Source organism: Scandinavium sp. UTDF21-P1B (assembly GCF_040750395.1).
In the GTDB taxonomy this organism is placed as follows: Bacteria; Pseudomonadota; Gammaproteobacteria; order Enterobacterales; family Enterobacteriaceae; genus Scandinavium.
In genome coordinates this window covers 39,438-65,220 of the sequence record NZ_JBFLVD010000020.1, presented here as the reverse complement: position 1 = coordinate 65,220, position 25,783 = coordinate 39,438, and the positions used below count along the sequence as shown (strand labels likewise).

At 53.3% G+C, this 25,783-nt stretch carries 19 protein-coding genes; 18 read left to right on the top strand and 1 reads right to left on the bottom strand.

Annotated elements, in window-relative coordinates:
• Positions 1 to 39 precede the first annotated feature (39 nt).
• The 17 genes from AB1287_RS17350 to AB1287_RS17270 all read left to right on the top strand — a co-directional run bounded on the left by AB1287_RS17350 (position 40) and on the right by AB1287_RS17270 (position 23,921).
• Complete coding sequence (locus AB1287_RS17350; RefSeq protein ID WP_435618571.1) at positions 40 to 1,005, top strand: ImpA family type VI secretion system protein; 966 nt, start codon at positions 40 to 42, stop codon at positions 1,003 to 1,005.
• Between the two features lie 18 nt (positions 1,006 to 1,023).
• Complete coding sequence (gene tssB / locus AB1287_RS17345) at positions 1,024 to 1,581, top strand: type VI secretion system contractile sheath small subunit (protein ID WP_435618570.1); 558 nt, start codon at positions 1,024 to 1,026, stop codon at positions 1,579 to 1,581.
• Positions 1,581 to 3,086 (top strand): type VI secretion system contractile sheath large subunit, encoded by a 1,506-nt coding sequence (gene tssC / locus AB1287_RS17340; RefSeq protein ID WP_435618569.1) that lies wholly within the window; start codon positions 1,581 to 1,583, stop codon positions 3,084 to 3,086. The genes tssB and tssC overlap by 1 nt, the downstream gene beginning before the upstream one ends.
• Before the next feature lie 159 nt (positions 3,087 to 3,245).
• Entirely contained in the window at positions 3,246 to 3,761 is a 516-nt protein-coding gene (locus tag AB1287_RS17335) for an Hcp family type VI secretion system effector (protein ID WP_435618615.1), read from the top strand.
• A 54-nt stretch (positions 3,762 to 3,815) separates the two neighbouring features.
• The gene (locus tag AB1287_RS17330; protein ID WP_435618568.1) at positions 3,816 to 4,259 is read left to right on the top strand and encodes a type VI secretion system baseplate subunit TssE; all 444 of its coding nucleotides are present in this window, start codon (positions 3,816 to 3,818) and stop codon (positions 4,257 to 4,259) included.
• Positions 4,260 to 4,287: 28 nt separating this feature from the next.
• A complete protein-coding gene (gene tssF / locus AB1287_RS17325; RefSeq protein ID WP_435618567.1) occupies positions 4,288 to 6,129 on the top strand; it encodes a type VI secretion system baseplate subunit TssF in 1,842 nt (613 codons plus the stop codon).
• Positions 6,119 to 7,144: a type VI secretion system baseplate subunit TssG gene (tssG, locus tag AB1287_RS17320; protein ID WP_435618566.1), complete on the top strand. Its 1,026-nt coding sequence runs from the start codon at positions 6,119 to 6,121 to the stop codon at positions 7,142 to 7,144. The genes tssF and tssG overlap by 11 nt, the downstream gene beginning before the upstream one ends.
• A gap of 17 nt (positions 7,145 to 7,161) precedes the next feature.
• Positions 7,162 to 9,735 (top strand): type VI secretion system ATPase TssH, encoded by a 2,574-nt coding sequence (tssH, locus tag AB1287_RS17315; RefSeq protein WP_435618565.1) that lies wholly within the window; start codon positions 7,162 to 7,164, stop codon positions 9,733 to 9,735.
• A gap of 75 nt (positions 9,736 to 9,810) precedes the next feature.
• Complete coding sequence (locus AB1287_RS17310; RefSeq protein ID WP_435618564.1) at positions 9,811 to 12,129, top strand: type VI secretion system Vgr family protein; 2,319 nt, start codon at positions 9,811 to 9,813, stop codon at positions 12,127 to 12,129.
• A gap of 122 nt (positions 12,130 to 12,251) precedes the next feature.
• The gene (locus AB1287_RS17305; protein WP_435618563.1) at positions 12,252 to 14,483 is read left to right on the top strand and encodes a DUF2169 domain-containing protein; all 2,232 of its coding nucleotides are present in this window, start codon (positions 12,252 to 12,254) and stop codon (positions 14,481 to 14,483) included.
• Positions 14,480 to 15,640, top strand: a complete 1,161-nt coding sequence (locus AB1287_RS17300) for a pentapeptide repeat-containing protein (RefSeq protein ID WP_435618562.1) — start codon at positions 14,480 to 14,482, stop codon at positions 15,638 to 15,640. Before AB1287_RS17305 ends, AB1287_RS17300 begins: the two co-directional genes overlap by 4 nt.
• 1 nt (position 15,641) lies before the next feature.
• Complete coding sequence (locus AB1287_RS17295; RefSeq protein ID WP_435618561.1) at positions 15,642 to 16,241, top strand: DUF3540 domain-containing protein; 600 nt, start codon at positions 15,642 to 15,644, stop codon at positions 16,239 to 16,241.
• Between the two features lie 382 nt (positions 16,242 to 16,623).
• Positions 16,624 to 17,088 carry a hypothetical protein gene (locus tag AB1287_RS17290; RefSeq protein ID WP_435618560.1) on the top strand — a complete coding sequence of 155 codons (465 nt, stop codon included), beginning with the start codon at positions 16,624 to 16,626 and terminating at the stop codon, positions 17,086 to 17,088.
• Positions 17,089 to 17,111: 23 nt separating this feature from the next.
• Complete coding sequence (tssK, locus tag AB1287_RS17285) at positions 17,112 to 18,467, top strand: type VI secretion system baseplate subunit TssK (protein WP_435618559.1); 1,356 nt, start codon at positions 17,112 to 17,114, stop codon at positions 18,465 to 18,467.
• A complete protein-coding gene (icmH, locus tag AB1287_RS17280; protein ID WP_435618558.1) occupies positions 18,464 to 19,993 on the top strand; it encodes a type IVB secretion system protein IcmH/DotU in 1,530 nt (509 codons plus the stop codon). Before tssK ends, icmH begins: the two co-directional genes overlap by 4 nt.
• Positions 19,994 to 20,008: 15 nt before the next feature.
• A complete protein-coding gene (gene tssM / locus AB1287_RS17275) occupies positions 20,009 to 23,491 on the top strand; it encodes a type VI secretion system membrane subunit TssM (protein WP_435618557.1) in 3,483 nt (1,160 codons plus the stop codon).
• A gap of 115 nt (positions 23,492 to 23,606) precedes the next feature.
• Entirely contained in the window at positions 23,607 to 23,921 is a 315-nt protein-coding gene (locus AB1287_RS17270) for a hypothetical protein (protein WP_435618556.1), read from the top strand.
• Positions 23,922 to 24,087: 166 nt separating this feature from the next.
• Here the strand turns inward: AB1287_RS17270 and AB1287_RS17265 are convergent, their stop codons facing one another.
• Positions 24,088 to 24,993 (bottom strand): LysR family transcriptional regulator, encoded by a 906-nt coding sequence (locus tag AB1287_RS17265; protein ID WP_435618555.1) that lies wholly within the window; start codon positions 24,991 to 24,993, stop codon positions 24,088 to 24,090.
• 284 nt (positions 24,994 to 25,277) lie between these two features.
• Between AB1287_RS17265 and AB1287_RS17260 the strand changes: the two genes are divergently transcribed.
• Positions 25,278 to 25,520 (top strand): hypothetical protein, encoded by a 243-nt coding sequence (locus AB1287_RS17260; RefSeq protein ID WP_435618554.1) that lies wholly within the window; start codon positions 25,278 to 25,280, stop codon positions 25,518 to 25,520.
• Positions 25,521 to 25,783: the final 263 nt, after the last annotated feature.

Genomic DNA, 25,783 nt, shown 5'->3' with positions numbered 1-25,783 from the left:
AGCGTCAGGCGAGCAAATTATTTTTGGGGAGTAGGTCTGATGGATGAAGTTGTCTTTAATGAAACCGACGGGGTGGAATATGACCCCCTGTATAATGAAATATTATTGCTGTTGTCAGGTCACGATAATTCTGACGGTCCGCTGGACGCGCCAGCTGGTGCTGAGGTCATTAACTGGACTGATATAAGAGGCAAGTGCGAACGCCTGCTGGCGGTATGTAAAGATCTGCGGGTAATTATGTGGCATTTACGCGCCAGTCTGCATATACAAGGCGTGGTTGCACTGTATCAAAGTATTCAACTTATTGATGAGCTGCTGCGTAGCGGCGCAGTGGTTTATCCGCATATCCCGGATGAACCAGCGGGTAGCAGCCATGCGGCGGCGCTGGGATGGCTGGGCAATGGCTGCTGTCTGTCAGAGTTGAAACAAGCCCGCCTGGCCACGGATATAACGGTAACCTTCGAGGTGATGATGCAGGCGCTGGCGCAGGACGGCGCTTCAGTGATGTCATTTTCACAAATGGTGCTGGTACTGGAAAACAGTTCTGCTTACTACCAGAGCCAGGGGTGTCCGGCCTTACCGGCGCAGCTGGCGCTTTGTGCCGAAGCCCTGACGCGCATTGAGCAGTATGCCAACCAGTGCAGCGATGATTATCAACTTGACTGCCGCGCCCTGCGTCAGCTGCTGGTCGGAACTGGGAAGTTGCTGAACGATATGTATGCAGAAACGGCAAGTGAATATTCTGCCAGCGAGGAGCCGGCGAAGGAAGATATTGCTACGGCAATGGTGGTGACGGCGGGGAAAATAAAGAGCAGGCAGGATGCGATTTTAATGCTCGATAAGGTTGTTGAGTATTTTAAAACCCATGAGCCAAGCCATCCAGCGCCGATATTTATTCGTCGAACGCAAAAAATGATTGGCATGGAATTTGAAGCAATTATTGAAGATTTAATACCCGAAGCCACCGCAACGCTGGCGGCATATATCGGAAAAGAACGGGGATAGTTTTCTCAGGAGACGAACATGGCAAAAGAATCAAGTTCACAAAAGCTACTTGGTAAAAATAACGCGCCGCGCGTGCAGATTGAATATGACGTTGAAGTTTACGGTTCGCAAAAAACCGTCGAGCTGCCTTTCGTTACCGGCGTAATGGCTGATCTGTCCGGTCACCGCGTCGAACCGCTGCCCTCGGTGGCTGAAAGGAAATTCCTGACGTTTGACCAGGACAACTTTGATGCCCGTATGCGTGCTATTAAGCCGCGTCTGGCATTGCAGGTTAACAATACCCTGGACGAAGCCAGTGATATGCTGAATGTCGAACTGGAATTTGAATCTATGGATGATTTTTCGCCGGGAGTCATTGCCAATAATGTTCCGGAGCTGAGTCGTCTGCTGGAGACCCGTACCCGACTGGCAGAGCTGATCACCTATATGGATGGTAAAGCCAGTGCTGAAGAGGTGATTAAAAATCTGCTTGAAGATCCCGGGTTCCTGCAACGTACCATCAACGAAAAGCGCAACCCCTTTGCCAGCGCCGAACTGGCTGTGACAGACAAGAATAAGCCAGGAGAAGACGCATAATGGAAAGCAGGCATTCATCTGCGGCGCCAGAGCTGAGCGGACAGGTATTTGAAGAGAGCGGTAATGAACTGGATGATATCCTTAAGCGTTCGTTTCGCCCGCGCACCGACGAAGCCTGCGATGCTGTCAGACGTGCGGTAGGTACGTTAATGGAGTATGCCAGCAGCAATCAGACGCGGGTCAGCCGTGACGTGGTACTGACCGTTGAGTCGCTGATTGCAGAAATCGACCAGAAGATCGGCGATCAGATCAATGAAATTCTGCACCATGCGGAATTCCAGAAGCTGGAGTCCGCTTGGCGCGGTCTGCATTATCTTATTGCTAATACTGAAAATAGCGACCTGCTTAAAACCCGAGTGCTGAATATCAGTCAGGATGAGCTGACGCGTACTTTGCGCCGCTATCGCGGAGCGGCCTGGGACCAGAGTCCGATTTTCAAGCAGATTTATGAGCACGAATATGGTCAGTTTGGTGGGGAACCTTTTGGCTGCCTGATCGGTGATTTCGAGTTTGATCACAGCCAGCAGAGCGTCTCGCTGCTGACCGAAATGGCGAAAATCGCCGCTGCGGCGCACTGTCCGTTTATCTCGTCGGCGTCGCCTTCGCTGATGCAGATGAGTAACTGGAACGAACTGGCTAACCCGCGCGACATCGGCAAAATTTTCAGCACGCCGGAATATGCAGCCTGGCGCAGCCTGCGTGAAAGCAATGACTCGCGTTATCTAGTGCTGACCATGCCGCGTTTCCTGTCACGGGTGCCCTATGGCGCCAACAGCAACCCGGTGGATGAGTTTGCTTTTGAAGAGCAGGTGCGACCAGAACAGGTAACGGATTTCAGCTGGGCTAATGCGGCTTATGCGATGGGCGTAAATATTAATCGTGCTTTCAACCAGTACGGTTGGTGTTCGCGGATTCGCGGTATTGAGTCAGGCGGCGGGGTAGAAGAACTTCCGGCTTATACCTTCCCTTCGGATGAGGGCGGTTATGAACTGGTATGTCCGACGGAAACCGCTATTTCCGATCGCCGTGAACACGAGCTGTCTGAAGCCGGTTTTCTGCCTCTGGTCTACCGTAAAAACAGCGACTTTGCCGCCTTTATTGGCTCAGGCACGCTGCACCATGCTGCGCAATACGATGATCCGGACGCCACGGCTAACGCAAAACTTTCCGCCCGGCTGCCTTATATTTTCGCCACCTGCCGTTTTGCGCATTATCTGAAATGTATTGTCCGCGATAAAGTTGGCTCTTTCCGCTCGCGTGACGATATGCAGGTCTGGCTGAATAACTGGCTGATGAATTACGTGGATGGCGACCCAACGGTTTCAACTGAAGCGACCAAAGCGAAACGCCCATTATCAGCAGCGGAAGTGCATGTTGAAGAAGTACCGGAAGATCCTGGCTATTATCGCGCCCATTTTTATTTACGCCCACATTATCAATTAGAAGGGATGACCGTATCGTTACGCTTGGTATCTAAATTACCATCGGCAAGAAAGCCTGGCTAAATAACAGAGACAGCTTCTTAACAAGAGGGCTTTGGCTTTATCTCTCCTGTGGGGTTTTCTCCAATGTAGTAGTAAGTGTTCTTTACAGTGTAGTTAAACGTGAATATTAATCTGTGCATATAAGTGAAACTAAGGAGTGTTTACATGGCAGACCATAACATGAGTGGTTTGGTTGATTATTTCCTGGATATTGATGGCGTTAAGGGTGAATCCCAGGATAAAGATTTTAAAGATTGGATCCAGATTAACTCCTGGCAGTGGGCGCAGGAAAATGCGGGTCGTTGGGGTGTTGGTAGCGGCGGCGGCGCGGGCAAAGTTAAAATGACAGATTTCGAATTCTGTATGGTTAGCAATAAAGCCTCACCGAAACTGTTCCAGATGTGCGCCACAGGTAAGCCTATTGCTAAAGCAAAACTGGTATGCCGTAAAGCTGGCGATGGTCAGCAAGCATTTATGGAAATCATGTTTAAAGACTGCACCGTTTCTTCTTACCGTACCGCAGGGAATATGCCGCTGGGCGAAACGGGTACCGCTATTGATACTGTTCTGCCAACTGAAATGCTCAGCCTGAACTTCTCTCAGATTGAGATTGAATATAAAGAGCAGAACGCTGACGGCACCCTCGGCGCAGCGATTAAAACTGGTTACAACATTAAAACTAACACCAGCGTTTAAGCGCCGGTGTCCAGGCTGCCCTCTGGGCAGCCTGTTATAGCGGCCATATTATTTATGAAAATATCACCGCCTGCACTATTTGATAAACTAACCCTGCGCCATGAACAGTCGCGGAAAACAGGCTGGCGGGAAATTATATTAAGAGATATTGAGTTTTTGCTTAATGATGCTTCGCGCAGCGCTGATCTCAAATTAACTAAATATAAATATTGTCATTTTTCGGTGTTGAATCATGGCCTGCCGTCATTAAGTAAGCGTATCCCGGTTAATGTTGAACCGGTGTTATTAGCCAGACATATTCAACGGATTATTGCTACCTTTGAACCGCGCTTGGCGCCGGACAGTATCAGAGTAGTTCCGTTAGTGGAGGAAGAGCAACGTGCGGTACTGGCGATACTGTTTGACATTTATGGCACCTGTTTTTTTGCCGGGGCGACAGAGTCGGTAAATTTGCGAATTGCGTTGGATTATTCCTGCGGCGCGGTACGCGTATTGTGATGTTTGGATGTTGTAAGGAAAAGCAGGCATGCTGAGCGATCGCTTCCTGGAATTATATAATGATGAATTACGTTATCTGCGTGAGTCAGGGCAGCAATTTGCTGAGGATCACCCTCAGGTTGCGGGCCAGCTGGGCATCCGGGTTGATGGCGTAAACGATCCCTTTGTTGAGCGCCTGCTGGAGGGCACCGCCTTTCTCAGTGCCAGAGTGCATCAGCGTATAGACAACGAATACCCTGAGTTTGCTTTGCAAATGCTGTCGCGCCTTGCGCCTCTGTGGTATACGCCAACCCCTTCTATCGCCACTGTGGCTTTCACGCCGGATTTTACTTCTCCGTTGTGGCAGGCGCCGGTGACGTTGCCTGCTGGTAGTAAAGTCACGCTGGCGGATGTTGCGCTGAAGAATAAATCAGCCCAGTTTGTCACCGGCAGGGCGCTGAATCTGGAACCGCTGGCCATTGAGAGCGCTGAATGTGTCAGCAATATCGCCGCTGAGCTGCCGATGGCGGTCAGCGGTCTGGCAGGCGAAGCCGCCTCCTGCCTGCGTCTGCGTTTGACCACTAGGCAGGTAAAAAAGCTGGCGCAGCTGAAACTGGATCCCCTGCACCTGACCTTTACTGGCGAAGCGGTACGCGCTAACCGGCTACTGGAAACCTTGTTGAATCACTGTCAGCGCGTAGTGCTGTGGACGCCTGGCACCTCTTCACCGGTGGTCGCGACGTTAAGCAGCGATCGGCTGCGACTGGCGGGAACCCAGGCTAACGACGCTCTGTTACCGGTCAGTATTGGCGAACTGCCCGGCAGCCGACTGATGCGCGAATATTTTGCCGCGCCGTCGCGTTTTTATAGCGTTGAGCTGCATGGTCTGCAGGATTTTCTTGCCCAATGTGGCAGCGCGCATCAGTTTGAAGTGATTTTTGTCCTGAATAATGCGCCAGCCTCGTTACTGGGGCGCATCAGCGCCGCCGATTTTCACCTTTTCGCCACGCCTATTATTAATCTGGTAACTCGGCGCTGCGATCCCATCACCCCCGATGCAGATCGCACCGAACACCAGATAGTGGTCGATCGCCTGAATCCGGCCTGTTACGAAATTCACCATTTAATCTCAGTTGAAGGGCTGCTGCGCAATGGCGACAGCGTTGGGTTTTCGATGCTGCCGGAAGAGGTTCAGTTTGAGCGGCATCGCCCGCAGGCTGGCTATGCGCTGCGCTGGCGCCCTGGCGTCGGTGGTCGCGGCAGGGTCGCTTCAGCCTTCGGCAATAATGAAGTTTTTATTACCCTTTCTCCCGGCGTTTCCGGGCTGGATATTAAACAGATAAGTACGCTGTCAGTGACGGCGATGGTCTGCGATCGCTTTCTGCGGCCGGAGCAGCTACAGCAGCCAACGGTGCAGGCGGAAGTGATGCTGCCAGTTACAGAGACCACCCTGCTGCGCATGCCTTCAATGGCGCGTCCCGCGCCGGAGATGCATCAGGCCTGGCAGGCTATCCAGCTGGTATCAGTAAACCCGCTGCGCTATACCGCCCCTGAAGTGGCGAACTGTGCCATGCTGTTGCGCCACTGGTTGAGCCTGTTCGCCTGGTCCGACGACGCCAGTCAGCGTCGACGTATCAGCAGCCTGGACGAGGCTGTTTTCAGCCATTGCTTTGAACACGACGCGGGGCCGGGGCCGATTACTTGGACGCGCGGCGTGCAGGCACGGCTGAATGTTAAAGCCGATCACCATGCTGATCATGGCGCCTTTCTGTTCGGTCACCTGCTGCATCATGCCTTGGCGGATTACTGCCAGCTTAACCAGACGCTGCGCACCAGCTTAGCGGTTAACGGCGAGGTGAAAGCCGAATGGGGACCGCAGCATGGGCTATAAACATCAACCCGAACCGATCGCTGAAACCGGCTATCGGAACCTGACCGGGGAACAAATACCGGATACTTTTCCCGGCCTGTCGAATCGTCTTGATTTTTTCGAACTGCTGCGTCGGCTGGAGCGCGATGGCGGCCTGAAGATGCGCCTAGGTAGTGCTACTGAGCGCCAGGGGATTGATTTACGGGTGATTCAGCCCGCTGATATGACGTTTGCCCCGCGCGAAATCGCTCAGGTAGAGCAGCGGCGGCGTGACAGCGCGCCGCCGACTCTGATCGTCACCTGCCGCCATTTCGGCCTGTTCGCGCCTTATGGCCCGTTGCCGCTCTATATCACCGACTATGCGCGGCAGGAGCGGCTGAACCGGCGCAACAGGGCGTTTGAGGAGTTTGTTTCGCTGCTCAGCCAGCGTCTGGCGGTCTGGCACTACCGTGCTTGGGCGCAGTTGCATGTTGCGCTGGGGCATGAAAAACCTGGCGCTAACGCCTTCCTGCAACATATCTGCCAGTTGGGCGGGCTACAGGATAAGGTGGCAGAAAATCCACATGTGCAGCGGCTGCGCATGAGGTTTGCTGGCGCATACCTGCCGCAGCGGCAGAATCTGGCTACTTTAAAGCACCTGCTAATCCACTACTTTCGCTTACCCGTGCATTTCATTCCGCGGTTTGCCCGCTGGATCGATGATGGCGAGGGCGAGCAGCGGCAGCGAATGGGGCGCCTTGGTAAGACACGTATCGGCAGGCGTTTTTACGACAACCAGCACACAGTGAAGATCGAGATAGGTCCGTTAGCGGCGCCGGCTCACTACGCCTTTCAGCGAGGCGGTGAGAAGCTGACAGCCTTGCTGGCTATCTGTCGGGATTTTACCGGCGGCCAGCTGCTGTTCGACGTTGACCTGCTGATAGTTACCGAAAGCTCGATGTCCGCCAGCCTGGGAGGAACTAGGCTGGGTAGAAATGGCTGGCTCAAAGCGCAAAGCGGACAGTACAGACAACATGTTTATCAGCAATCAATTTAAAAACAGGGGTATTTTTGGTGTATCAGCGTGAAAGATTATTTTCCAGACTGGGGCATTTTGCCTATCAGTCGGTAGTTAAGGCGACCAGACTCTGCCGCACCTTCCGGCATGAATATGTTGAGCTGGAGCACTGGCTGAAGGTGGTGGTGGAGCAGCAGGACGGCGACATTCCACAGCTGCTGAGCCACTACGGCGTTAATCTCAGCCAGGTAAACGAACAGCTGGATAAAATCCTGCAATGCATGCCGACGCGCACCAATGCGGCACAGGATCTCTCCACCCGTCTGGAGCTGTCTGTGGAGCGCGGGCTGCTGATGAGCCAGATGCTGGATGACAGTGAGGCGGTGCGCACTGTTCATATTCTGCTTGGCATCCTGCAGGACAGCAGCCAGCAGCGCTGGCTCTACCGCCTGAGCGACGAGTTCAAAATGTTGCCGATCCCACAGGTTATGGAAAGCTTTGCTGAACTGCTGACGGAGTCAGTGGAGCATGAGGAGATTAGCCGTACGCCGGAAACCGTGGTTAGCGCCAGCAGCCGCGAGCAGCAGGATACGCTGGAGAAATGGTGCAGCGACCTGACGCGACAGGCCGCAGAGGGGGAGATTGATCCGGTAGTGGCGCGTGACAGCGAGCTGCGCCAAGTAGTGGATATTTTGCTGCGGCGGCGTCAGAACAACCCGATTTTGGTTGGTGAAGCGGGCGTGGGTAAAACGGCGGTAGTAGAAGCGCTGGCCTGCAGGATCGCCTCCGACGATGTACCGCCGCTGTTGAAAGGTGCGCGGCTGCTCTCTCTCGATCTCGGTCGGATGCAGGCTGGGGCCAGTATGCGCGGCGAATTCGAGTCGCGCCTCAAGGCGCTGATTGACGCTATCCTGCAGTCTGAGACGCCGGTAATTCTGTTCTGCGATGAAGCGCATACCCTGGTTGGGGCTGGCGGCCAGGCAGGTACCGGCGACGCGGTCAATCTGCTCAAGCCGATGCTGGCACGCGGTTCGCTGCGCATGATTGCCGCTACCACTTGGTCGGAATATAAACAATTTATTGAGCCGGACGCAGCGCTGACCCGCCGTTTCCAGCGCGTGCTGGTTGGCGAGCCGGATGAAGAGGCGGCAGTGGATATGCTGCGGGCGATAGCGCCAGCCTTTTCACGTCATCATGGGGTCATTATTCGCGATGCGGCGATCCGCGCCGCAGTGCGGCTCTCATTACGCAATCTGCCATCGCGTCAGTTGCCCGATAAAGCCATCAGCCTGCTGGATACGGCCTGCGCCAGGGTCTCGCTCAGTCAGCATGTTACGCCGCAGCAGATTGAGTTGTTAGGCGCTGCGCTGACGGTACAGGACGCTGAGATTGTGGCGCTTAATGCGGAGATCCCGTTGGGCGGCAACGTGCAGGAACGGCTGAGCATCCTGCAAAATAGTATGCAGCACGATCAGCAGGAGTTGCAGCAGCTGCAGACCCGGTGCGATCGGGAGCGTCAGCTGGTGCAGCAGGTGCAGCATGAGGGACAGCGTGAAGGCGGCGAGGTGCTGACGGCGCTGGAGGCACTGGATGCGATTCAGCAGGGTGATCCGCTGGTGCATCCGTGGGTGGATGAACATGTGGTGGCGGAAGTTCTGTCCGACTGGACCGGCATACCGTCCGGGCGCATGCTGCAGGACGATCTGGACAGCGCTCTGCAGCTGGAAAAACGCCTGGGCGCAAGGGTTTTCGGCCAGCAGGCCGCAGTGAGCGACATTGCCCAGGCGGTGCGTATCAGCCGGGCGGGTATTCAGCATCCGGAGCGGCCTCTGGGGGTATTTATGTTGGCGGGGCCGACCGGCACTGGTAAGACGGAAACTGCTATCGCGCTGGCGGAAGCCTTGTACGCCGGCGCGCACAACCTGATCACCTTTAATATGAGCGAGTTTCAGGAAGCGCATACGGTATCCACCCTGAAAGGCGCGCCGCCGGGTTATGTAGGCTACGGCAAAGGCGGCAAACTTACCGAAGCGGTACGGCGCAAACCCTATTCCGTGATCCTACTGGATGAGTTCGATAAAGCACACCCGGACGTCTATGACCTGTTCTACCAGGTATTTGACAAAGGCTGGATGGAGGATGGCGAAGGGCGAATTATCAGCTTCCGCCACTGCTTTATTCTGCTGACCTGTAACCAGGGCGCGGAGGAGATCGAACAGGCGTTAGCTCAGCAGCCAGATATGCCATTGTCAGCGTTGCGGCCACTGCTGCACACTGCTCTGCAGCGCAAATTCGCGCCAGCATTGCTGGCGAGGATGCAGCTTATTCCTTACTGGCCGCTGGATGAAGAAGCGCTTAAGCAGATTGCGCGTAAACATTTAACCAGCCTCAGTCAGCGGCTGCAGGAGAACCTGGCAGCGGAGTTTACCTTTGAGGCGGAGGTGGAGCAGTGGCTAGCCAGCCATGTTGTCAACCATCCGAATCGCGGCAGGGCGGTAGAGGATCTGCTGCGGCAAACCGTGTTACCCGCTATCAGTAACGAATTACTGCGGCGCAAGAAAAGGGAAGAAGGAACAAAACGAATTCATCTTATCCTGGAAGGCCAAGAACTTAGCATGGCGTTTGTATAACAGGAACTAACAAACTGTTCGTTATTCTTGCCAGATTACTCTTTCTGGCAAGAACGCTATAATCAAGGGGTTATTATGTCCGTAATGAATCAAGACGTAGACCGTATATTTTCTCTGCGAATTTATAATGACAAATTGCAGGAAGTTAGCGCCTGGCCTGTAGTGTTTAAAACGGATGAGGGGCTTTCTCACAGCCAGAAGTTTATTCTGGAATTCGAATCACCCTCTGCCGAGGTAGATCTCGATGGTCTGCTTGGGGAAAATGTACAGGTGCTGGTGCGTTATCGCAGCGGCGTGCTGCCTTACTCATTACAGGAAAACGAGATTGGCGGCTCGATGGCAAACATCGATCCGGCTGCGCCGGATGAATATTACTGGCGTTACTATAATGCTTATGTTACCGCCGGCTATGATCTGCGCAAACAGGGCAATAAATATATTTATCAGCTAGAGCTGAGCACCTGGCTGTGGTTTCTGCGGCAAAACCGCAATAGTCGTATCTTCCAAGATAAAAATATTCTGGATGTGGTTAAGGAAACCTTCTCCCGTTATCAGGATATTGCTAATTACGAACTGGAAATTGATGAAGAGTATCCAGTCCGGGAATATTGCGTTCAGTTTGGTGAAACCGATTTCAATTTTATCAACCGGCTGCTTGAGGAGGAGGGGATCTGGTACTACTTCCGTCACCAGCAGGATAAACACACTATGGTGATCACCGATCGGCAGCCGTTTGCTGATTTGCCGGGAGGTTATGACACGCTGCCTTATGCCGCCACGGAAGAAGACGGCCGCCCATTGCTGGAAGCGATACAGGCCATCCATCGTTCGCGTAAAGTTCGTCCGAATGAAGTTATTTTACGTGACTATAACTACCTGCATCCGTCGTCGAATCTGCAGATTGATCTGGAAGCGCCTGAAAGTGGCCTGGCGAACGTTCAGCTGGAGTGGTATGACTACGCCGCTGGCTACAGCGACAAAGAGCGCGGCGAAAAACTGGCCCGTCTGCGGCTGCAAATGATGCAGAGCGAGCGCCAGCTGTTAAGCGGTGACAGTAACGCAATTGGGCTGATCCCTGGTTATGCCTTTACCTTGTTTCAACATCCTGACAGCGCGCGTAATCGCCGTTTTAAACTTATCGCTGCGCGCTATACCTATATTCAGGGCGAATCCGACAGCGTTAGTGCCGTTGCCGCCAGCGGGCTGGTTACCTGTCAGTTTACCGCGCTGAATGATGATATCGCCAATCGCCCGCCGCTGCGCACGCCGCGGCCGGAAGTGCCGGGTCTGCAAAGCGCTACCGTGGTTGGCACGCCAGGCTCTGAAGTCTACACTGATGAGCATGCGCGCATCCGGGTGCACTTCCACTGGGACCGCTATAAAAGCAACGAAGAGGATAGCTCCTGCTGGGTGCGGGTGGTGCAGGCCTGGGCCGGTAAAGGCTGGGGCGTTATCGCTATGCCGCGCGTCGGCCAGGAGGTTTTGATTACCTACGTTGACGGCGATCTTGACCGCCCGATGGTGACCGGCATCGTCTATAATGGCGCCAATCCACCGCCCTATAATCTGCCACAGCAGATTGGCCATACAGGGATAAAATCGCGATCCTTGCAGCATGGGTTGCCAGCTAATAATAATGAAATCACCTTGGTTGACGATCGCGGTAACGAACAGGTTATTATTCACGCTGAACGCGATATGCATAATACCGTCGAGAATGATCTCGATATTCAGGTTGATAATAATCGCTTTGACCGGGTTGCCAGCAACTATTCCTGCCTGTTCAACAACCATTATTACCTGGCCAATATGCGGATGAGCTATACCGGACTGGCAGTACAGGTTACCGGAATTAAAAAGGATATCGCCGCTCTCCGCTGTGGCATGACAATGGTCGACTTTCAGAGCACCGGGATGCAAACCACATTTACCGGCGTCGATACTTCATTCACTGCTATAGGCACGCATTTGACCGGTCTGGAGACCAATATCACCGGTGTGAAGATTTCATTAACCGCAATGGATAATGAAGCGATAGCGATGAAAAATAAACTTTCAGTAATGGAAAATAGTTTAATTGCTAATAAAAATAGCTTTGTTGCTTTCAACAACGATTTTGTTGGTATGGATAATTCCGCTATCGTCAATCGCAATGCTACGGTAGGCGTGAATAATAATATTACCGGCCTGAATACCGAATTGTATGGCATCAATGTGATGCGCACCGGAAGTTCGCTCAACCTGAGTGGGGCGGAAGTGAGCATTGTCGAAGCGCGTAATGAGAATTACGGCGCCTATATGGGCAATATGAAATTTAAACTTGAAAACAGTTTGCTGACGCTCAATAACACCGCCTTTGAGCATCGGTTCGTTGGTCTGTTGATGATTAGTTAAAGCGTTAAGCCAGCACCAGGGTTTCGACCCGCCGGACGTACCGACCGGCGGCGGGAAGCCTGCCAGCATTCTTCATGGTTTAAGCGGTGCGTCAAAACAGAATACTTTCCTGAAGAGAATATATGCAGATTATTAAACCTCAGCAGCTTATTTTGCTTAATGGACGATACCAGATTGGCCGACAGAGCCACCTTGGCATCAGCATGGTTGCTGGATTCTACCTATCACAGCCCAGACACTTTGCCTGCGAAGCAGATATCTGGCATGGCTGGCAACAGGCGCCAATGTCACATCAGGTGCTGGATTTAGCCGAGCCAAAACCCTTTGCTGAATATCTGTTAGCGGGCCATGCGGGCATCGGCGAACCCATTAAGGCGCTGGACGTGGCGGTAAAGGTGGGTGGCCTGCAACGTCAGTGGCGGGTGGAAGGAGCAGCGACGCAGGCCGCTCTGCAGGTGCAGCCGTTTTTACAGATGCCTTTAGATCACCGGCAGAGTTATGGCGGTGAAAACTCTGCTGCTAATCCCTTGGGACGCGGTCATAAAGATGGCTTGGCGCCGATGCTCATGCCGCTGATGAACGGCATTCCCCAGGGCGGAGCGCCGCTGGCCGCGCCGGGACCTATACCGCCGGGTTTCCAGGTGCGTAAAGCCTGGCTGGATAAAGTCACGTCTGAAATGTCGGGCAAAAGCTATCTGGTGAATGTTTTCCCTGGTTACCCGGCCTCGCTGGATCGCCAGTTTTTTCAACTGGCAGCTCCGGCTCAGCGCTACAGCGAGGCGGAATGGCCTGACGATATCTGTTATGAACTGGAGGGATTCAGGCCTGGCGGTGAGATCCTGCGCGGCGTTTTTCCGCGCGTGCAGGCCAGAGCGTTCTACAGCGATAAAGAACGACCGGAACAGCTACGCTCGCTGAGGATGGAGCGGAAGACCTTATGGTTGTTGCCGGATTGCGATCTGGGATTGATGATCTTTACTGGTCATCTGCCGCTGGCTTATCTGCTGGAGGAGCCGTTGGCAAGCGTGATGATTGCGCTGGACTCGCTGGAGGCCCCGCGCTCCGATCGTCACTATCAGCAGGTATTTTCCCGGCGGAGAGCGAAGCAGGGCGGCGAGCTGGAATCGCTGTACGATCCCGATTTAATGCCCGCAGGTATGGGGATGAACGTGATCAATGCGATGGAGCACAATCCGCAGTCGCTGGCTTATCTTCCCGGTCCTAGACATGAATATTTAGCGTATTATCAACTTCTGCGACAGAAGATTGACCAGCAGCAAGATGGCGGTGAAAAAACCGTGCCGCCGCTGGAAAAAATCAAATGGGAAACTTTTCCTCAGGCGAATGCTAAGACGCTGTTTCAACTGGCCCAACATAGCGTGCCTGCTGCTGAAAATGAGATCTTTACCTGCCAGTCGCTGGAGCAACGCAGTCTGCAAAAGGCGATATTTCGCCAGTGCCACTTTGCCGATTGCAATTTTACTCAGGTGGAGCTGGAAGACTGTCTGTTCGAGTATTGCTGTTTCGAAAATTGCAGCTTCGCCAGCGTTAACTTTAACCGTTGTAATCTGCATAAAAACCGCTTCAGCGACTGTGCTTTCGAACAGACCATGGTCAGTGGTTGTCAGCTGGAGCAGGTTACTTTCGATCGGGTTAAAGCCATTGATTTCAGGAGTCAGCAGAGTGACTGGCAAGGTTGTCGGTGGGACAAAAGCCACTGGGAAAGCACCTGCTTCAGCGGTGGTGCGCTGGACAACGCCACATTCAGCGCCTGTCTGTTCGGGAAGCTGGAGCTGCGGGGAATTGAGCTGAACAGCGCTATTTTCAAACAGTGCAATCTGTCAAAGAGTCGTTGGCAGCAGGTGGAGTTGCGCAAGGGATCGCTGTTTGAGTGCAACTGTCAGGCGATGGTGTGGCGCCACTGTCAGATTGAAAGCGCCACCCTCACAGCCGACTGCATTCTGCGGCAGATCGATATCGAACAGAGCACACTGCAGCAGGTGGGGATGAGGGGCGTGGACCTGTCGTCAGCTACCTTCTCGGGCTGCGTAATCAGCGAAGCCAATTTTGAAGCGGCGGATCTCAGCTATAGCCGAGTTACGCGCTGCGAGATCGCTGGCGGCGGCTTTAAGGATGCGGATATGCAACACAGCCTGTGGCAACGCTCCAGCCTGCAGCAGGCGATGCTCTATCATGCCGATCTTCGTAGCGCCCGCTTTGATCACTGCAATCTGGTGGCGGCCAATATGGCACAGGTCAGGCGCGATCGGGATAACGTTTTTAACCACTGCCTGATGGACGAAGTTATGTGGTACCCGTTTCATCAGGAAGATGTGGCCGATGGGGGAGAATGATCACGATGAAACAGAGAATCACAACCTTTGATGGACTTGCCAGCGGCGCGGATATTGATTTAAGTGATTTCGATATCCCTTCGGCGCCGGAAAAAATTGAGAAACAGTACTATCACGACCTACATTTCGACGGCCGGCAAAAAGAGGGGCTGCGTTATGTTGAGTGTCATTTTAATAACGTGACCTTCGAGGCATGTCATTTCAGGAAATTATATTTTGAACGTTGTGTAATGGACAATGTTCAGGTCATGGCATGTAATATCAGCGAATTAACCTTCACAGATTGCCATATTCAGCGCCTGACGCTGAATGGCGGAGTGGTGGAACAATGCCTGTTTCTGGCAGGGCAGTTAAATCATGCGCTCTTCTGGAACAGCCGGATAGAGGGACTGACCTTCAACGGGGTGAGCGCGGCGGAAATGCGGCTGGAAAAAGTTCAGCTGGCGCGCTGGACGGCGGCGTCCAGCAGCTTTCACCAGCTGACGGTGGTGGACAGCCTGTTTCATGATGGCGGCTGGTATCAGAGCCGGCTGACCGACTCCTGCTGGCAGGGAGGAACGCTGCGTCGGCAGGCGATGAATCGCTGTCTGCTGGATCGCGTAAGCTACCGGGCGAACTATGGCGACAGCAGTCATAACGTCTGGAGCGAATGCGAGCTGAACCAGGTTGACTGGCGTGGATTCTCGTTGATTGGCGCCTGTCTGATGAACTCCCGCGCCGCTCAGTGCGACTTCAGTGCCAGCGCAATGGCCAATGCAGTGTTAACGGCGGGGTATTTCAGTCACTGCTGCTTTAACCAGGCAGAGATGACCTTCTGTCAGGCGACGGATGTGCAGTTTATTCACTGTGATTTCAGCGGTGCTGCTTTGGCGCAGGCCCGGCTTGCCGGGAGCGTTCTTGAGCATTGTCAGGTGACGGGGGCAAATTTCAGTCGGGCGGATATGAGAGAGATGACGGTTAAGGAGACGGCCTTCTCCGGCACGGGTAGCAGCGATGGTGCCCGTACGCATGGCGCCAGCGGGCTTCCGGCCGGCAGAGAGCAGGATCCGCTGTTGATGCGGCTTGACGCTTGGTACCAGATTAACCAACCGGGAAGGCAGGCGGAAACAACTCCCCCTGCCGGTCCGAGGAGAGGAGGAGGCAGCCGCTATGTCTAGAATGCTGTTATCAGGTCAGGCTGGGGCGGATAAAACGGCAGAGGTGACGATTCTGCCGGAGAGGGCACGCCGACTGAGCCCCGGTACCATGGTGGTGGCGGATATCAAACGCAATAAGCAGGGCGAGCTTTACCTTGCGGCCTACAGCGGCAGTGAGTTGAAAACCGCCGCCAGCTGTCTGCTAAAGCCGCAGGAAGGGGATCGCGTCAGAGCCGTAGTTGACCAGAAAACCTTTTTTATCACCGATATTCTGCAACGCGATCGGTCGGGACCGCTGGAAATAAACTGTGGTAATGAGGCATTGCATATTAGCGCAGCGCAGCTGATATTGGACGGCGGCAGTCAGGTTGAGATCAAAGCGGAAAAAATCGCTTTCAGTTCCAGAATGGCGCGTTGGGTCGCGGAACATATGACGCAGGTGGCCAGGCGATGGTTTGTTCAGGCTGAAGATGCAAGTCGTATAATAAAATTCGATGAAAATGTTGAGGCGAGAAATATTAATCATCAGGCAGAAGAGATGGTAAGCGTAAAAGGAAAACTTACCTCAATCAGCGGCTCTACGGTGGTTAAAGTTGATGGTAGCCAAATTCATATGGGATGAAAAATGCCAGCAGTTAATACCAGTGCAGCCGGAGTAAGTATCTCCAGCTGCGACGTTCTTGATTTGGGACTAATCGTTGTGGTTAGTGCCAATAATATGTCAAATGTCTGCGGTGTAGTGAATGTGCCCAATTTTATTATTTGCGGCGGTTTTGTGCAGACGCTGACCACTGAATATTATTATACGCAAACATGCGGGCCAGGAAGCGGGGTGGCTTCCTGCACTAATTCCGGCAGAGGAATGCATCTGATGGCGTCTCAAAAAGTATTTGCCAAAGGCAATGGTGTTACTTATCTGGGTTGTAGCGGTATGGCGAACACCTGTAATACGGTTTGTGTACAGCACGTGCCAAGCCAGTATAAGGTTCATGTAAGCTGCTAGTATGAGAAGATTTATCATTCTGGTTCTGCTTTTTTTAACTGTAAGCTGCAGCAGTTTTTTCTCAGAAGAGACAGAGCAAAAATCCCATAATATTGAAATAACCCTATTTACCGAATGGAATGTTAATCAGAATGAATTTTCTGTTTCTCAACCGGTGAAGCTTTGCGTTATTGAGGTACGTCGCGCTGGCTGGTTGCCAGCCAGACTGTATGAAGGCCGGATATGCAGCGAACCTTCGGATGCGGTAGATGTAATTAATTATGAAAGTTATATCGTTGCGCCGGGGCAGAAGCGGATTTACCAGGCAGCTTATCCCACTGGAGCCATTAATCCTCGGTGGATACTGATTGGCGCTGAATTTCAGCAAGGCATCGGAGCTCGTTCATTAATAGAGAAGGAGATTAAACCCGGTGAAGATTTCAAACTTAATGTCGTCGTGGAAAAAACCTCGCTGACTGTTTTATAAATAAAATAATACGGATGCTGATAATGCTACCAACACAACGTGTCGCCTGGGTTGAGGGAATGCTTATGGAGCCACAGCATTTCCAGCAGCAGGAGCGATATATTGAAAACCTTATTCACAGCAAAACGGCTACGCTTGGGGTTTATGGATGGGGATTGAGCGCGCTGGAAATTGACCAAGAGCTGCTGACTCAAGGAAAACTCGCCATCCGCAGGGCCAGAGGGATCTTTCCCGACGGCACCGTGTTTGATATGCCAGATAAAGATCCGTTGCCGTTGCCGCTGGAGTTGCAGGAAAGTTTTCACAATCGGTTGGTCTGTCTGGCGCTGGCGATGGATGTGCCGGGAAACCCCTATATCGATCTGACATCGCGCGGCAGCAGCAGCCGCTACCGCGCCATTGAAGCGGAGATCCAGGATCGTAACCTGCTACCTGGCGGTGAAGGCGGTTCGCGCAGCGCTTTGCTCCAGCTTGGGCAGTTACAGGTGCGGCTGTGTCTGAAAGAGAACTGCAGTAGCGCTGAGACCGTCCTGCCGCTGGTAGCTATGGGCGAGCCTCGCCCCGAAGGCTATTTACTTCCCGACAGTAAACTGCTGCCGCCGATGTTAAATATCCGCGCTACCGGCTGGCTACATGGCGCAGCCACTGAGCTGCTGGGGCTAATTGGTCAGCGCCTTACTGCCGTGCGCATCGTGGATACCCATCACCACGGTAGCGGCGTCAACGAGGTGCTGGAACTGATGCTGATGCAGCTGCTGGGTGAATATCATCTGCAGCTTACCCATCTGCTGCAGCGTCCGCAGGTGCATCCGGAAAGTCTGTTCCAGACCTTGCTGGGCCTGCTGGGACGGCTCTCGATCATTCCCGGCAGCGAGGCGGTGCACGAGCGTAACGACATCAGCTATAACCATGAGCGCCCGGCGCAAGGTTTTTTCCCGCTGTTTACCGCATTGCGACGCTCACTGTCGCTGGTGATTGAATCGCCGGCGGTGGCTCTCTCCTTTAAGAATAATGGCAACAACGTTTATCAGTGTCATAACGATATCCATCTGGGGCTGGAGCGACTGATTTTTGCCGTGAGCGCCGACGTGCCAGGCGAGCTCCTGCGCACTGACTTCCCGGGACAAATCAAACTTGGGCCGGTTGAGAAAATTGCTCAACTGATCGATTTCCAGCTGCCTGGAGTACGTATCAGTGCGCTGAATGCGCCGCCTCGGCATATTCCCTATTACCCGGACAGTATCTATTTCGAGGTGGATTCAGCCGATCCGCTGTACATCGAGATGATGTCTGGCGCGGCAATGGCATTCAGTGTGGTTGGAGATTTCCCGTCGCTGCGTTTTGATGTCTGGGGTCTGCGGCCAGGGAGAGGAAGATGAAAGAGTTTGGTCAGCAAATACGTAATGCCATGCACGGCCCCCGTTCAGAGCTGGAACGGATTAACAGCCTGATGAACTCTCCGTTGGCAGCAGCAGGCGCGGCAAGTCTCGCCACCACCTTGGCTGCCGGTGCGCGTCAGAATGAGGTTGGCGTAGCGCCTGCGGCGCCAGCCGGCGTGGACAGCGGCGCGCGTCCGGTGGGCACTCATAGCAGCTTTACCAGTGAGCCTTACTACTTTACTGGCGCTTCGCCGACCGTCCAGCCCTCCACCCGGTCAGTTGCCATGCAGCGGGTCGGCGTGCTGGCTGGCTGTTGGGATAATCCCTGTGTGGCCGCGGCGATGCCAGCGCTGCTGATCCTTGAGCGTATGCGTGGACAGTACGACGAGGACGAAGTGGCGATTCGCGCCCAGCTGGTACGTGAGGTCCAGCATTTTGAGCAGACTCTGCTTAAACAGCAGCGTCTGCCAGAGGATGTGCGCCGTCTCTCCTATCTGCTGTGCACCTTTATCGATGGTGCTTCGGCCGAGTTGAAAGAGCGCGGTGTGGCGCCGCTTAACCTGCTGATCGCCTTCCACCGTGATTCCTGGGGCGGAGAAAAGAGCTTTAGCGACCTGGAAAACTATATGCAGGAGCCAAGGCAACCTATTGAAATTCTGGGTTTTTATTACCTGATTTTATCTCTGGGCTTCAAAGGCAAATATCACATCTTGGAGCGAGGCGAAGTGCTGTTGGCCGATCTCTTTCTGAGATTACATAGCATGCTGTTTGACAGTGCGCCAGCCTGGAGCATGGCTCCGGTCAGGCCACAGGTGGTGGTCCGTAAGCGCAGCGGCCTGAGTCCGGGACGGCTGTTATGCGTTGGTTCGCTGCTTTTTCTGCTCGCCTGGGGCGGTATCTCTTTCTATCTCCATGATAAGTCCCGCGCTATCCGTAATGCCATTGTTGCCTGGGAACCACCGGCGCCGCGCAAGATCAATATTATGGAAACCCTGCCGCAGCCGCTGCCGGCCATTCTGAGCGAAGGCTGGCTTGAGGCGCGGCCGGATCCGCGCGGCTGGCTGCTGCTGTTTACCTCTGACGGCGCGTTTCGTACCGGTAAATCTATGCTTTCCGCTGAATTTGTGCAGAAACGTAATATTGAGCGCCTTGGTGAAGCGCTGGCCGGCTGGCCCGGTGATCTGGAGGTGATCGGTCATACCGATAACAGTCCATTCCGTAATAGTAAACTGAAAGATCCCAATCTGACCCTCTCGCAGGAGCGTGCGGAGCGGGTGGCGGACAAACTGAGCGAAGGCACTCATGTGAACAGCAAGTATCAGCGCACCATCACCGCGGTGGGTAAGGGCGATGCTGAGCCTATTGCGGATAACAGTACTGATGAAGGGCGGCGGAAAAACCGCCGGGTCGATATCCTATGGAAAGTAGGCGATCGCTCCGGCGGCGCCAGTGACCTCAGTTCACCGCAACGTGATGAAACGCCGGCCTTGCTGAATACCCACTCCTCCGCTGGAGGCTCCCACTGATCGGGCTATGACATTATGATCCGTAGAGTATTTATTTTATTAATCGCTATTTGCTTGTCCTTAGTCGTCTGGTGGGTTGGTCCACAGATTGCGGTGGCAAAATTACGGCCGTTGTCGCCCGTTAATATCAGAATCATTGTTATCACGCTTATTGCTATCTGGGCCGTATGGCCTTGGGTCGCGGGCTGTATTGCCTGGCTTTTGCGTCAGACGCGCGGACCGGCCAGAGCAGGTAAGCGTAGCCGCCAGCGCGATCGAGTTTCGTCGCGGTTTTATGACGCCATGCGCATGATTAAATATGCTGGTTTTGCGGAACGGAAATCCGCATGGCAGCGCTTGCGCCATCGATTAAGCCGTAACTGCCATGATGAAAAACCGTGGTTTTTAATTATCGGCCCCAGTAATAGCGGCAAAACCTCGCTGCTCCATGAAAGCGGCAAACGTTTTCTGCTTCCGGAACAGTACGGGCTGCCGCATACCGCCGATGTTGGCGCTACCCGGGATTGCAACTGGTGGCTGACAGATAAAGCGGTTTATATCGATACGGCGGGAGAGTGGATCCAGTTAAATGGCTTAAGCGAAGAGGCCAGCAAGGCACAGAAAACGCTCTATTCCCTGATTCGGCGCTTCCGCCGCCACCCCGGCATTGACGGCGTGGTGCTCTGCCTTGACGTCTGCTGGTTACTGAACGCTTCGCTAACCGAGCGTAAATCGATGGCTGATGCGCTCTGCGCACGTATGCAGGAGCTGGCGTCAACCTTCCGTAATGATATTGCGGTTTATCTGGCGCTCAACAACATCGACTCGTTACCAGGGGGCGGATCTTTCCTGACGCTGATCGATGATGACCTGTTCAGCCAGGGGATCGGCTTCCCGATGGTGACAACTAAAGCGGGGCAGGTGGATTATGGTCGCAGTGATGCTGAATATACCCAGCTGCTCACCCAAATCAGCAGTTATATTCAGCGGTTGCTGCACACCACACAATCCGCCGAACAGCGTAGGCAGCTGCTGTTTTTTACTGAGGCGCTGGGGAATATACGCAAGCCGTTATTTAATCTGCTGGAACAGGTTTTCCCTCAGATGCCGGTGGGCTACTCCGGTCAGGTACGCCAGGTGTGGTTTGGCAGCACCCGACTGCTACAGGGCGCGCAATGGTTGGGAGAGAATGTGGATATTCGTCCCACCGGGCCCTTGTACTGCCCGATGCTCGACGCCGCTATTCAGGAGCGGGGAGTGCTGAATCTACGCGCTATGCCGCTGCGTCACCGCCTTGGTTTGGTGGCGCGCTACGGCGCGGTATGCGCGCTGTTAGCTTTTGCTTTTAATGTTCTGGCCTCGCGCTACTTCTGGGAAGAGGATTACATTGCCTATATCAGCGCCCGGTTCGACGAAACCAAGCGCATGATCCGCGAAATTCCCGCCACCAATCGTATCAGCGACGATCTGATTTCGGCCTACGAGCAGCTGGGTTATATGTCCGCCCAGATGGAGAGCCACCGTTCACCGCTGGCCAACCCCTACTTCGAGCACACGTTGCTCAACCGCGAGGTGCAGCAGACCTATCGTCGGCATCTGTTCAAATTTTTCTGGCCGGCGCTGGAGCGGTATGTTTATGAAGAATTGCAGCATGATGTGACCGCCAGCCATGCCGATGTTTACGATACGCTGAAAATTTATCTGATGATGGGTAAGCCGGAACATCGCTCGCCGGTGGAACTGGAAAGCTGGTTTGCCACTCGCTGGAACCGCTTTGCTCCTCAGGGCTATTCTGATCGCGACAGACGCCTGTTTAATCAGCATCTGCGCACTATTTTCGCCGAGGAACTGGTGAGTCAGGCGCCGGTTGCGACGCTGCGACCTGAGCTGATTCGCCTTGCCAGGGTGAAAGCGATGGCTACGCCAATACATGTGCGCGTACTAAGGCGTTTGCAGAACGAAGTTCCGGCCGCAATCGAAAATGTGTCGCTGGCTAATGCGGCTGGCAGCAATGCGTCGCTGATGCTGCGTCGTAAAGGGACCGCGGTGGTCACCGATATGGCGGTGCCCGCCTTCTATACCCTGAGCAGCTATCACAATGTGTTCAATCCTCAGCTCGCCGGCGCGGTAGAGCGGATGATGCAGGAAGAGACCTGGGTGCTACAGGACGGCAATGGCGGTCGTGACCAGTTCCACTCGCTGGAGTTCCGCAACAAGCTGACTGATGACGTGCGCAAGCTTTATCTGCTGGAATACGCCGAACATTGGGAAGCGTTCCTCAAAGATATCCGGGTGCGTCCGATAAGCAACCTTGACGACGCTGCCTTGCTGGCGCGCCAGTTTGCCGCGCCCTCATCGCCGTTGTCTAATCTGTTGCGCACTGTTACTCGCCAGACCAGTCTGAACAGCGTTGAAGATGACCACTTTGTTTCCGGCTGGCTGAACAAGCGCCGTCAGAACATGCTGGAGAGTCAGACGGTGCAGAACCTGACCGGATCGGAGCTGCCAGACAACCATCATCCGTTCCGTATTGTGCCGGAGAAAGAGCTGGAACTGCGCTTTGACGCCATCCGCCGTCTGGGGATGCAGCTGATGCAAACTTCTGGCGGCAATGACGATCCTCTGGCACGGCAGTTTGAGGAGATATACAACCAGTTGTCCTCACTGGCGGTAGCGCTCAGGGCGGGAGAAGTGCAGCCGCAAAATAGTCTGAGCAGGCTACGCATAGCCGCTGCGCAGCAGCCGGAGCCGGTGCGCAGCATCATGCAGGATCTGCTGGATACCGGCAACAGCCAAAGCATGCAACAGAGCCGGTTTAATCTGAATAACAGCGCTATTGCTTTTGTTGCGGATGTCTGCAGCAGCAACGTCAGCCGTCTTTATCCGTTTAATCGCAGCGCCAGCGCTGAAGTCGGTATCGGTGACTTTGCCCGTCAATTTGGCCCTGGCGGCTCGATTAAGCGTTACTTTGAGCAGCATCTGGCACCTTACGTCGATAATACCGGCGGCACTCTGCGCGTGCGCCAGGAGAGCCGTGGCCTGCTGAGCGCCGGTACGTTACGGGTATTTGAAGACGCCATGCAAATTGGCGACACTTTCTTTAGCCGGGGGGGCGATAATGTGGCATTTTCGCTCTATCTGCGTCCGCTGTCGCTATCGCCGAACATTATGGAAGTGGAACTAGATATTGACGGTCAGGTAATTCGCTACAGCCATGGATCCGCTCCGCCGATGAATGTTCAGTGGCCGGGTAAAAACGGCGGAGCCTATGTGAGGCTTTCATTTAAAGATGCCAACGGGCGAATTGAATCGACCAGCCTGAATGGCCCCTGGGCATTGTTCCGTCTCTACGATATGAGCAGTCCGCAGGCGGTGGATCGCGATCGGCAGGAACTGACCATGAGAATGCAGAATATCAGCGGCGCTTTCCGGGTGGAGCTGCGTTCAACACTGAACGACTTCCCACTGTGGTCGCGGGCCTTAAAACGTTTTTCCTGTCCCAGTGTTAAAACCAAATAGTGGAGGTTGTATGTTAGATCCAAAAAAATTAATTGAAATGCTGACGAATATGTCATCGATGAGCCAGGCCACCCAACAGTCCCTGACTCAGGGTTTTATGTCCGGAGCGGCGGGGATGAAAATTGACGGCATGGGTGAAATGGAAAAAATGATGTCGATGATGAAAGATATGAATGAAAAGGCAACATCAGGCGTTAGCGAGTTGATGAAACAGGCCCAGCAGTCGGCTGACGAGCAGGGCGCTGAAAATAATGGCACCGAAAGCGACGAGACTAAAGAGAACGCCCGCGAGGCGCAGCAGGGCGTTCCCAAATCAGGCGTTGGCGAGTTGATGAAACAGGCCCAGCAGTCGGCTGACGAGCAGGGCGCTTCCAGTCTGAGTTTCCCCAAAGAAGCGATGGATTTCTTCAATAATCTGCAAAAGAAGTAACCTTTCAACCCCTTCTCTTCTGTTGCGGTCAACTGACTGCACAGAAGGGAACGGCATGTTTTGCTGCTCACTCACTCACAGCGTCTTCCCCGACAGCGTGAAATAACCGGCACTGGCAAGCTAGCGCTGATGAAAAAATAGGGGCAGGATCGATGCGTAGCGTTAGTTAAACCGTAGTATTAATTTTTGCGTTGAGAAAGTCTTTAATGTAGTCGCGGAGCCACTTATGCGAGGGCGAGTTGTCATTGCGTGGGTGCCATGCCTGAATCAGATTCACCGTGGGTAGTTTGACCTCGGCGCTAAAAGCCACGGCGTCCTGGTGTCTTTCGCCAAGCGCGTGGGAATAAAATGCCGGTACCACGGCAAGCGTATCGGTTCGTATTACTGTTTCAATGGTGGTCAGATAGCCTGGGGTAATTCCAACAATCTTCCTCTGCCGTCCCGCCGAGGCGAATAGCGCATCTACCTCCTCGTTCAGGCGGCCTTTGGTGCTGATAAAGTTGAATTCAGCCAGGTTGGCGAGTGTCGGCGGCAGACTGAATACCGGGTGAGAGCTGTTGGCGATCAGTAAGCAGTCATCGCGATGGATAGTGCGGATTTTTATCTCAGGATTCAGCGGGCGATGTTCGCCAATATACAGATCAATATTATCCTGTCGTAGAAAATCGGGGGTGTTCTGATCGTAGGAGAAGTCGAGAATGACATTCTTCTCCTGCTGATTAAGCTCCTGCACCATGCCGGAATTGATGATGGCAATAGTGAGATCATTAGCCGCAATATTAAAGGTTAAAGGCTCCCGGCCGATTTCAAACGAAAGCGTTTGGTTAAGTACCGCGTCAATATTCTTAATCAGGCCGCGAATTTGTGGTTTCAACTGCATTGCCAGCGGCGTCAGCGTCAGTATCGAACCTGAACGGACCAGTATTTGATCCTGGAAGGATTCGCGCAACTTATTTAAAGATTTGCTGATAGCTGGGGGGGTAACGTTAAGCTGCTTTGCCACCCTGCTCACGCTGCATTCTTCTAATAGTGAGTCCAGAATGATTAATAAGTTAAGATCTGTACGAGGCATGACATCTATTTTCCGGGTTAAAATGAATCTATATCCTGCAAGGCGAAATAATATAGCTTGATGGCTGTATCTGTAATGGTGAAACTCAGGCGGTCTCTTGTTTCTATTTTATTGATTAACGCAGCCTCTTTGACAATAAATAAAGGTGTAGTTAACTACATTTCATTGTCCTCGTGGAGATATTGTTGCCATTATATAATGACATCTATCAGAGTGAGAGTGAATTTGTGAGATCCAATACAGAAACGCTGCTTAAGACCGTTCGCTATGAGTGGAATGAATTGATGCGCGACAATGATAAACATACCATTATTTTCAGAGTGGTATGCGCGATTGTCACCCATTCCGGACTGAGTGTTGAAGGCAGCCATATTTTTACGATTCATGATATTGTCCATACCGAAGATAAAAACGCTTTGGCGCTGACTTCCGAAAGCGCCGCTTATAACAATGCGATACAGTGCCTGACGGCCGCCTTGGCTTTTAGTGGGCAGGCGCATCCAGTAGCTAAGAGCGAAGTTATTTAGTTTCATTTCAACAATAACTGTTCCTTTTTTTTCCTGGGGACAGTTATTCTCCAGCTTATTGATTAAGGCAGCCTCTATTTAGCCATAAATAGGGTTAATAATGTTCAGAGTTAATCGTGATTTTTATCTCTATAATCGGCTCGCATCAATTTAATCTGTCAAGTTTTGTCGCTTTAAATTAAATAAATGTGGTTTTTTGTGCCCGTCTCCCGGTTGGCGAAAATAGCCTGTTGCGCCTCCAGACCGCTTTGATGCGTTTTTTG

Bases quoted from the DNA above. Each gene is read 5' to 3' on its own strand.
- AB1287_RS17350 (WP_435618571.1), top strand. From the start codon at position 40: ATGGATGAAGTTGTCTTTAATGAAACCGACGGGGTGGAATATGACCCC.
- tssB (WP_435618570.1), top strand. From the start codon at position 1,024: ATGGCAAAAGAATCAAGTTCACAAAAGCTACTTGGTAAAAATAACGCG.
- tssC (WP_435618569.1), top strand. From the start codon at position 1,581: ATGGAAAGCAGGCATTCATCTGCGGCGCCAGAGCTGAGCGGACAGGTA.
- AB1287_RS17335 (WP_435618615.1), top strand. From the start codon at position 3,246: ATGAGTGGTTTGGTTGATTATTTCCTGGATATTGATGGCGTTAAGGGT.
- AB1287_RS17330 (WP_435618568.1), top strand. From the start codon at position 3,816: ATGAAAATATCACCGCCTGCACTATTTGATAAACTAACCCTGCGCCAT.
- tssF (WP_435618567.1), top strand. From the start codon at position 4,288: ATGCTGAGCGATCGCTTCCTGGAATTATATAATGATGAATTACGTTAT.
- tssG (WP_435618566.1), top strand. From the start codon at position 6,119: ATGGGCTATAAACATCAACCCGAACCGATCGCTGAAACCGGCTATCGG.
- AB1287_RS17310 (WP_435618564.1), top strand. From the start codon at position 9,811: ATGTCCGTAATGAATCAAGACGTAGACCGTATATTTTCTCTGCGAATT.
- AB1287_RS17305 (WP_435618563.1), top strand. From the start codon at position 12,252: ATGCAGATTATTAAACCTCAGCAGCTTATTTTGCTTAATGGACGATAC.
- AB1287_RS17300 (WP_435618562.1), top strand. From the start codon at position 14,480: ATGATCACGATGAAACAGAGAATCACAACCTTTGATGGACTTGCCAGC.
- AB1287_RS17295 (WP_435618561.1), top strand. From the start codon at position 15,642: ATGCTGTTATCAGGTCAGGCTGGGGCGGATAAAACGGCAGAGGTGACG.
- AB1287_RS17290 (WP_435618560.1), top strand. From the start codon at position 16,624: ATGAGAAGATTTATCATTCTGGTTCTGCTTTTTTTAACTGTAAGCTGC.
- tssK (WP_435618559.1), top strand. From the start codon at position 17,112: ATGCTACCAACACAACGTGTCGCCTGGGTTGAGGGAATGCTTATGGAG.
- icmH (WP_435618558.1), top strand. From the start codon at position 18,464: ATGAAAGAGTTTGGTCAGCAAATACGTAATGCCATGCACGGCCCCCGT.
- tssM (WP_435618557.1), top strand. From the start codon at position 20,009: ATGATCCGTAGAGTATTTATTTTATTAATCGCTATTTGCTTGTCCTTA.
- AB1287_RS17270 (WP_435618556.1), top strand. From the start codon at position 23,607: ATGAAAATTGACGGCATGGGTGAAATGGAAAAAATGATGTCGATGATG.
- AB1287_RS17265 (WP_435618555.1), bottom strand. From the start codon at position 24,993: ATGCCTCGTACAGATCTTAACTTATTAATCATTCTGGACTCACTATTA.
- AB1287_RS17260 (WP_435618554.1), top strand. From the start codon at position 25,278: ATGCGCGACAATGATAAACATACCATTATTTTCAGAGTGGTATGCGCG.